11 protein-coding genes, 1 tRNA gene and 1 pseudogene are annotated in these 8,298 nt (G+C 43.0%); 9 read left to right on the forward strand and 4 right to left on the reverse strand.

The window, feature by feature from the left end; genetic code table 11:
* From C3420_RS15750 to C3420_RS17715, 4 genes are all read right to left on the reverse strand, one after another.
* Positions 1 to 269 (reverse strand): helix-turn-helix domain-containing protein (locus C3420_RS15750; RefSeq protein ID WP_146048170.1); only part of this gene is annotated, 269 nt, incomplete at its 3' end.
* Entirely contained in the window at positions 262 to 420 is a 159-nt protein-coding gene (locus C3420_RS17710) for an IS3 family transposase (RefSeq protein WP_228152979.1), read from the reverse strand. The genes C3420_RS15750 and C3420_RS17710, both read right to left, overlap by 8 nt.
* 11 nt (positions 421 to 431) lie before the next feature.
* Complete coding sequence (locus C3420_RS15755; protein WP_228152980.1) at positions 432 to 1,253, reverse strand: IS3 family transposase; 822 nt, start codon at positions 1,251 to 1,253, stop codon at positions 432 to 434.
* Positions 1,160 to 1,438: a transposase gene (locus C3420_RS17715; RefSeq protein WP_228152978.1), complete on the reverse strand. Its 279-nt coding sequence runs from the start codon at positions 1,436 to 1,438 to the stop codon at positions 1,160 to 1,162. Before C3420_RS17715 ends, C3420_RS15755 begins: the two co-directional genes overlap by 94 nt.
* Positions 1,439 to 1,668: 230 nt before the next feature.
* Between C3420_RS17715 and cysS the strand changes: the two genes are divergently transcribed.
* From cysS to C3420_RS15800, 9 genes and pseudogenes are all read left to right on the forward strand, one after another.
* Positions 1,669 to 3,090 carry a cysteine--tRNA ligase gene (gene cysS, locus C3420_RS15760; RefSeq protein ID WP_103800990.1) on the forward strand — a complete coding sequence of 474 codons (1,422 nt, stop codon included), beginning with the start codon at positions 1,669 to 1,671 and terminating at the stop codon, positions 3,088 to 3,090.
* 65 nt (positions 3,091 to 3,155) lie between these two features.
* Positions 3,156 to 3,231, forward strand: a tRNA-Gly gene (locus C3420_RS15765).
* 275 nt (positions 3,232 to 3,506) lie between these two features.
* Complete coding sequence (locus tag C3420_RS15770) at positions 3,507 to 4,484, forward strand: KpsF/GutQ family sugar-phosphate isomerase (RefSeq protein ID WP_103800991.1); 978 nt, start codon at positions 3,507 to 3,509, stop codon at positions 4,482 to 4,484.
* A 3-nt stretch (positions 4,485 to 4,487) separates the two neighbouring features.
* Positions 4,488 to 5,027, forward strand: coding sequence for a KdsC family phosphatase (locus C3420_RS15775; RefSeq protein ID WP_008305404.1), 540 nt, complete (start codon positions 4,488 to 4,490; stop codon positions 5,025 to 5,027).
* A gap of 33 nt (positions 5,028 to 5,060) precedes the next feature.
* Complete coding sequence (gene lptC / locus C3420_RS15780; RefSeq protein ID WP_103800992.1) at positions 5,061 to 5,609, forward strand: LPS export ABC transporter periplasmic protein LptC; 549 nt, start codon at positions 5,061 to 5,063, stop codon at positions 5,607 to 5,609.
* On the forward strand, positions 5,593 to 6,159 hold the full coding sequence (gene lptA, locus C3420_RS15785; protein ID WP_004812577.1) for a lipopolysaccharide transport periplasmic protein LptA: 567 nt from the start codon (positions 5,593 to 5,595) through the stop codon (positions 6,157 to 6,159). Before lptC ends, lptA begins: the two co-directional genes overlap by 17 nt.
* Positions 6,159 to 6,899 (forward strand): LPS export ABC transporter ATP-binding protein, encoded by a 741-nt coding sequence (gene lptB / locus C3420_RS15790; protein WP_076753411.1) that lies wholly within the window; start codon positions 6,159 to 6,161, stop codon positions 6,897 to 6,899. Before lptA ends, lptB begins: the two co-directional genes overlap by 1 nt.
* 434 nt (positions 6,900 to 7,333) lie before the next feature.
* Positions 7,334 to 8,100, forward strand: a pseudogene (locus C3420_RS15795) (TolC family protein).
* Positions 8,101 to 8,145: 45 nt separating this feature from the next.
* Positions 8,146 to 8,298 (forward strand): transposase (locus C3420_RS15800; protein ID WP_146048167.1); only part of this gene is annotated, 153 nt, incomplete at its 3' end.

Genomic DNA, 8,298 nt, shown 5'->3' on the forward strand with positions numbered 1-8,298 from the left:
CAGTCGATGCCTTCGCCCTCGGGTAAATCTTTGGGTAAATTAAACAGATTGGACCGAATCAGGCAGTCTTCAACATGACGGACAATTCTTGAGGCTGTGGGCTCTGAAACCCCGTAACTCGTCGCAATGTGAAATAAGGTTCGGTATTCCCGCCAATAGCTCAGACAGAGCAGAACCTGATCCTCCAGGCTTAACTTGGGCGGTCTGCCTTTGGCAGAGACATGCTTCTGCAATTGCTCAACCTGAATAGCCACCAAAATTCTAGACACACATAATCATCTTTTGATGGGCCTTTTCATAGTCTAATGGAGAACGCTGACCATTGGAACCATGTCTGCGTTTTGAATTGTAGAACATCTCAATATATTCAAAGATATCCGACCTTGCTTCAGTCCTGGTCGCATAGATTTTCTTTTTAATTCGTTCCCGCTTTAATAGCTGGAAGAAGCTTTCTGCAACAGCGTTATCATGGCATGAGCAGTATACTGCGCAAGTCGTCTACTCATACTACTTTCAAGATTATGATGCTTGAGAAATGTCTGCCATTCATGGCTAGTATATTGGCTGCCTTGGTCAGAATGGATTAGGACTTTGTTCTTTGGGTTTCTTCGCCACAAAGCCATCAATAACGCATCTAAAACCAGATCTGCCGTGATTCTGGATTTCATAGACCAGCCAACAACAAGACGTGAAAACAGGTCAATCACCACCGCGAGATATAGCCACCCTTCATGAGTGCGGATATCTTGCGAAGCAGCGCTTCTCATGTCAGTCACCCACAGCTGGTTGGGCTGAGTTGGATTAAATTGTCGGTCTAAAGTGTTTGCGGCAACGACAGCCGGAACACCAGCATGAGCTCTAGGTTTACGATAACCACGCTGCGATTTAAGACCATTCGCCTTCATGAGCCGATGTACTCGATTAATCCCGCAACTTTCACCAATATCTTTCAAATCACAGTGAATCTTGCGGTAGCCGTAGACTCCACCAGATTCCAGCCAGAACTGTTTAATCAGTCCTGAAAGCTGTTGCCGTTTCCTCGCAGTTTTACTGGTGGGTTGCTTTAACCAGGCGTAATAACCACTGTGATGCACATCTAAAGTTGAACATAAACGACGAACAGGCCATATGTGCTGATTGTCCTGAATAAAGGCGTACCTCATTTGGACTGGCTTGCGAAGTACACCGCGGCCTTTTTTAGAATATCTCTTTCTTCTGTAACTCGTTGCAGCTCTTTTTTTAACTTTGCTAATTCTGCACTTGGATCATTAGATTCTGTTATCTTGGGTTGCTGTGGATCATAACGTTTGATCCAGGCATACAGACTATGGGTGGTGGTTCCTAAACGTGCAGCAACTTCGGCCACACTATGACCTTTCTCAGTAACTTGCTTTACTGCTTCAATTTTAAATTCTTCAGGGTATCGTTTACTTCTCATAAGCACCTCGTTAATTAGCCATTTTATCTAACTAAAAGGTGTCTACAAAATCGGTGGCTATTCACTAAAACTGCGAGTAAAAAAAGACTGGTTAGATATTGGTCTTTTTTTTTAATTCTTAAATTCATTAATGAATTTGCTAATTTCATAAAAACATATCTTAAAACTTTATGAAAAATAATGCTTAGGTTAAGATGAGCTATCATTTCTAAAAGCATTCTAGAAGACCTATGCAACCATTTGTTCTATATAACTCAGAGCAACGTAAAAAAGTAGAATTTGTGCCTCGTAAAGAGGGTCAGATTGATCTGTATGTCTGTGGTATGACGGTTTATGACTACTGTCATATCGGACATGCACGTACAGTGGTTGCATTCGACTATATTATCCGTTTCCTGCGCAGTCAGGGCTGGCAGGTGAAATACGTACGCAATATCACCGATATTGACGATAAAATCATTAAACGTGCCAATGAAAATGGTGAAAGCATTTCATCACTGACCAGCCGTTTTATTGATGCGATGAATGAAGACTTTGCCAAGTTAGGCTGTCTTGCACCAGATGCTGCACCAAAAGCCACCGACTATATCGATCAAATGCAAAATATGATTGGTACCCTTGTCGATAACGGCACAGCATATCCAGCCAAGAATGGTGATGTGTATTTCGAAGTTGAAAAATTTGCCAAATATGGTCGTCTTTCAGGTCGTAAGCTAGAAGATATGCAAGCCGGTGCTTCTGAGCGTGTTGACGTTGAAGTTGAGAAAAAACACCCGTTTGACTTTGTGCTTTGGAAACACGCCAAAGAAAACGAACCATCTTGGACCTCTCCGTGGGGTAATGGTCGTCCAGGCTGGCATATTGAATGCTCTGCGATGTCAACTTGCTGCCTCGGCAACCATTTTGATATTCATGGTGGTGGTGCTGACTTAAGCTTCCCTCATCATGAAAACGAGATTGCACAATCTGAAGCAGCGACAGGTGAACAATATGTGAACTACTGGATGCATGCGGGCTTCATCAATGTCGATGGTGAAAAGATGTCGAAGTCTTTAGGTAACTTCTTCACCATCCGTGATGTGATTGAAAAATTCCATCCAGAAGTAGTGCGTTACTTTATCGTATCTTCACACTACCGCAGCCCGGTGAACTATTCAGATGTAGCTTTAAAAGAAGCGAAAAATACGCTGATGCGTTTCTATCATTCTTTCAAAGCTTATCAAGCAGTATATGGCGAACAACTGGTTGAAACTCTGGATCAAAACTTTGTTGAGCGCTTCAATACAGCTATGCGTGATGACTTCAATACCCCAGAAGCCATTACTGTATTGTTTGAACTGAATAAAGAGCTGAACCGTGCAGTAAAAGATCAGAATCAGGAGCAGGCTACTGTTTATTATTCTACTCTGCGCCATCTCACCAATATTCTGGGTCTGGTACAGCACAATGTCGATGAATTCCTGAAGTCTGATATTGGTCAGGAAGCTTTAGGCTTGTCTGAAGAGCAGATTGAAGATCTGATCCAGCAACGTAAAGATGCCAAAAAAGAGAAAAACTTTGCTCGTGCCGATGAAATCCGCCAGTCTTTATTAGACCAAGGGGTGGTGCTGGAAGATACCCGTCAAGGAACTGTATGGCGTCGTGCTGATTAATTCGGCAGTTGAATCAATAGAGAGTTGACAGTTAGCAGAAACTCTCTATAATTCACTCCCATATTGCGGGAATAGCTCAGTTGGTAGAGCACAACCTTGCCAAGGTTGGGGTCGCGAGTTCGAGTCTCGTTTCCCGCTCCAAAATTCAAAAAACCCTGATCGAAAGATTAGGGTTTTTTATTGCCTAATCAAAATATAAAAATAAATTCTTTATTAAATTACATGATTTAAATAGGAGCAATTACAGGCTAATTGAAGAAAAAAATTCCAAAACATTCTGTCTAAGTTTTATGAAAAGCTCTACATTTTGAAACCTGACATTTGCATAGATATGATAAAATTGCGAAAATTATTTTTTGCTAGACTGAGTCAACTCTGTATAGAGTTAAGGTAAACCTACTTTGAACCCACCAAATATGCCAAATCAAATAGACTTCCAGAAAGTTGCACTTGAAACCTTGCGTATCGAAGAACATGCATTACAGATTTTAGCTGCCCAAATCGATGAGCGTTTTAGTCAGGCATGTGAAATTATCCTGCAGTGTAAGGGGCGTCTGGTGATTACCGGGATGGGGAAATCCGGGCATATTGGCCGCAAAATGGCCGCGACTTTTGCATCTACGGGTACGCCTTCATTCTTCATGCATCCGGGCGAGGCAGGGCATGGTGATCTTGGGATGCTGGTACCGGGTGACGTACTGATTGCCATTTCAAACTCAGGCAAAAGTGATGAAATCATGATGCTGATGCCTCTGATCAAGCGTCTGGAAATTCCTTTAATTACCATTAGTGGTGACGACAAAGGCCCTATGCCACAAAATGCCGATGTCGCTTTAACTTTGGGTAATCTGCAAGAGGCTTGTCCACTGGGTCTGGCACCAACTTCAAGTACTACAGCGACTCTGGTGTTAGGCGATGCTCTGGCTGTAGCGCTGCTAGATGCACGTGGTTTTACTGCTGACGATTTTGCCCTTTCACATCCGGCCGGAGCACTTGGTAAACGCTTATTACTGCATGTTAAACACCTGATGCATACTGGTGCAGAACTGCCGAAAGTGTCACCAGATACACCGATGAATCAAGTTTTATACGAAATTTCAAATAAACGCCTAGGTTTAACCACAATTGTCGATCAAAATGATGTTCTGTTGGGTATTTTCACGGATGGGGACTTGCGCCGATTGATTGATAAGCAGCAAGGTTTTGATGTCAATCTGCCGATTCAAGAAGTGATGATCAAAAATCCTCTGACGATTTCTCAGGAAGTACGTGCTGTAGCAGCGCTAGAACGTATGAATGAACGTAAAATTAATCAATTTGTAGTTGTTGATGATGCCAATAAAGTCATTGGTGTAATTAGTATGCATGACCTGATTCAGGCTGGGGTAAATTAATAGATGGCATCTTATGTATTATTAGAGCAGGCACGTCATATTGAAGCACTGGTGCTTGATGTGGATGGGATTCTAAGTGACGGTTTTGTTACGCTGACCAATACGGGAGATGAGATCAAATCCTTTGATATTCGTGATGGTCTGGGTATGAAGCTGGTTCAGCAGGCTGGAATTAAAGTGATTATCATCACTGGACGTCAAAGTAATATTGTACAAAAACGTATGTCTGATTTAGGGGTAGACCTAGTCTATCAGGGACGTGAAGACAAAGGCGTTGCCCTCAAAGAAGCTTGCGCTCAGTTGAATATCGATCCTGAAGATTGCCTGTATATGGGCGATGACTGGCCTGACCTCTCAGCTTTTGCGATTGCTGGCATGAAAGTGACAGTTCCAAATGGTCATGTCGAAGTACGTCGTCGTGCCGATCTGGTGACTCAGGCGATGGGTGGTCGTGGTGCAGTGCGCGAGATCTGTGACATGCTTTTAATGTCTAAAGGTGTTTACCAAGAATTACTTGAAAAGTTTACTCGTGCGCCATATTAATCAACTATACGTTCTGGATTAAGTACACTGCTTATGGATACTAAAGTTTTATACGTAACCGCGATTATTCTCGCAGCCATAAGTGGTGGTTATTATTATTTCAGTGGAAGTGGCAATAAGCTTCAGGTAGATGCTGCACGCAGTATGAAATCCACGGCTGAAAATATTAATTTGACGCAGACCGATGAAAAAGGTGAGCTGGCTGTTCGTGCTCAAGTCGATCGACTCGAGCAGGATATGCAGAAAAGAACCTCGAAGCTGGAAAATATGAATGCTTCTATGTACAAGGATGGCAAAGTAGATTCTACTTTTTATGCCAAACTTGTGAATGGGTACAAGGATAATACTAAAGTGATCCTTTCTCAGCAGGTGGTAGCAACCAAGATTCTGCAAGATGGTCAGCTTCAGTTCAAGACAGAAGAGTTAACAGGTTTCCCTAAAACACGAGAAATTGAAACGGATAAAGCTGTAGAAGTAACGACTCCACAAGCTGAGTTTATCAGTCAGGGCTTGAAGGCAAATCTAAATGACGGGCAATACGAATTTTTTAATATTCGAGGAAAGTATGAACCAAATTCTTAAACCTAAAATGACGACTACTTTCCTGAAGCGTACTGCGCTTGCTGCTGTGCTCGGGTTTACTTCACTCGCAGCATTGGCAATTCCTTCAGACCGCCAGCAGCCTATTTCACTGGTAGCTGACCGTGCAACTTTTAATGAGCGTACCGGTATCACAACTTATACCGGTAATGTCATTATTGAGCAAGGGACCATGAAACTTCAGGCAAACTCAATTGTGGCGAACCTGAATAGCAAGAAGCAAATCAGCACGATTACAGCAAATGGCAGTCCTGCACGTTTCCAGCAACAGATTGATGCTGCTAAAGGAATTGCGAAAGGTCAGGCACAGAAGATTGTCTACAATGCTGATACCGGTATTATTACCCTGACAGGTAATGCCTTCCTGGAACAGGATGGGGCCAGTATCCGTGGTAATACGCTTCGATACAGCATGAATAAGGGTGATATTGAAGCTGTCGGTACGCCAAATAAAACTGGTTCCTCTTCAGGTCGTGTACAGATTGTGATTCCACCATCCAGTTCTAAATCCTTCCCGGGAGCACGTGACTAATGGCTGAATCAAAGGTTCAAACTTTAACCATTAAACATCTGGCGAAAAACTATAGTAAACGTTGGGTGGTGAAGGATGTATCCTTCAGCATGAAAAGTGGTCAGATCGTTGGTTTGCTTGGACCGAATGGTGCAGGTAAGACCACCAGTTTCTATATGGTGGTTGGTCTGGTGCGTATGGATAAAGGTGAAATATATCTGGATGATCTGGATCTCTCAGATTTGGCCATGCATGAACGTGCCCGTAAAGGGATTGGTTATCTGCCGCAGGAAGCTTCTATTTTCCGGAAGCTTACCATTGCTGAAAATATCATGGCGATTCTTGAAACCCGTAAGGAATTGACCAAAGCCCAGCGTCAGCAGCGCCTGGCAGAATTGCTGGCAGACTTTAAGATTACCCATATCAAAGATTCTCTGGGCATGAGTGTCTCTGGTGGTGAGCGTCGTCGTGCGGAAATTGCCCGTGCGCTGGCAGCTGATCCAAAATTCATGCTACTTGATGAACCCTTTGCCGGGGTCGATCCGATTTCTGTCGGAGATATTAAAGACATTATCACAACCTTGAAAGATCGTGGTATTGGGGTATTAATTACTGATCATAATGTGCGTGAAACTTTGGCAATCTGTGAGCATGCGTATATTGTCAGTGAAGGTGCAGTGATTGCAGAAGGTACACCACAAGAAATCCTGAATAATGAAACTGTTAGAAAAGTGTATCTGGGTGATGACTTTACCGTGTAATTCGGCTTTATTACCTTAATCAAGCCCACACAGTCAACTTTAGCGTTGTTGTGTGGGATTTTTTCGTCGAAAATATTTTAGTATCATCAATTTTAAAATATGTTTGGTATATAGTTAGTTTAAAAACGACACCAATAATCATGCTATTGCAAGCAAAAAAATTAATAAACTTCGGGGTAATTTACAGGGAAAAAAAAGAGTATTTATTGCCTTTGCAAATGTCTCAGGTTTATGCGGCAGATACGGAAAAGGGATATTTTCAGGGATTCAAACAAGGGGTCAGTAAACTATTCTCCCCTGAACCTGTGAAATCCTCACATACGGTTGCTCTGCGGGATTTGAGTAATTATCAGCTGGATACCTCACGTGTTCAGGAGTTGCCCCAAGTAGGCGGTTTTCAGAATGGTACTCGTTCCCAGAATAATATTCCAGCGATGGGCATTCCCAGACGCATTGATCTCAAGGATGCTGTACTTACAGCAGTTCAGCGTCGTCCCGAGATTTCACAAAGTATATCTTCGCTGTCCTCTCAGGCTGCCAATATTGATGTCGCAAAGGCACAATACTATCCACAGATTTCGGGTGGATTTGGAACAGCAGATTTAACCAAGGGTGAGCGCGGTCGTCAGGTAGTTTCCCTGAATGCGACCCAAATGCTATATGATTTTGGCAAGTAAAATCCAGCGTAACCACTGAAGAAGCCAAGCTTGCCGAAGCGCAGGCACGGGTTTTAGTTAGCCTGGATCAGATTGCACTTGAAGTGGCAGATGCCATTGTCAATATCAAGCGCTATCAGGAAATCACCAAGATTGCCGAGCAGCAGAAACAAGGGATTGCACGAATTGCGGAAATTGCCAATCTGCGAGCCAAAGCCGGGATCAGCAGTCAGGCCGATCCGATTCAGGCCCAATCCAATTTGGAAGCTGCAGAGAATAACCTGATTGTGCAACAAACCCAGTTACGTCAATATCAACAAAAACTGCGTACTTTACTCGGCTTTGATATATCCAATGTAGAGTGGGAAATTCCGGATAGTCTGATTCAACAGGCCGGACTTTACCAGGAGCCTGAATTTACCAGTATTCCAACGTTGATGTTGGCACATGCTGGCGTGGAAGTTGCACGTTCGCAAAAGGAGCAGGCCAGGTTAAATACTTATCCTACCATTAGGGCGTGTCCTCATTTGAAGAATTGGTTTTAAATACTTAAAATCCTCCTTTGAGTTATTTTTATTTCTATATTTTCAATGGCACGTACTCTTCTTACCGATGCTATCTGGCAGCAAATTCAAGATACTATGCGATTACATGGTTGCTACCGTTCAAAGAATAGTAGAAATATCATGGAAGCGATCTTATGGAAACTGCGTACAGGCGCCACATGGCGTGATATTCCTCAA

Source organism: Acinetobacter sp. ACNIH3, from assembly GCF_002918965.1.
Lineage (GTDB): Bacteria > Pseudomonadota > Gammaproteobacteria > Pseudomonadales > Moraxellaceae > Acinetobacter > Acinetobacter schindleri.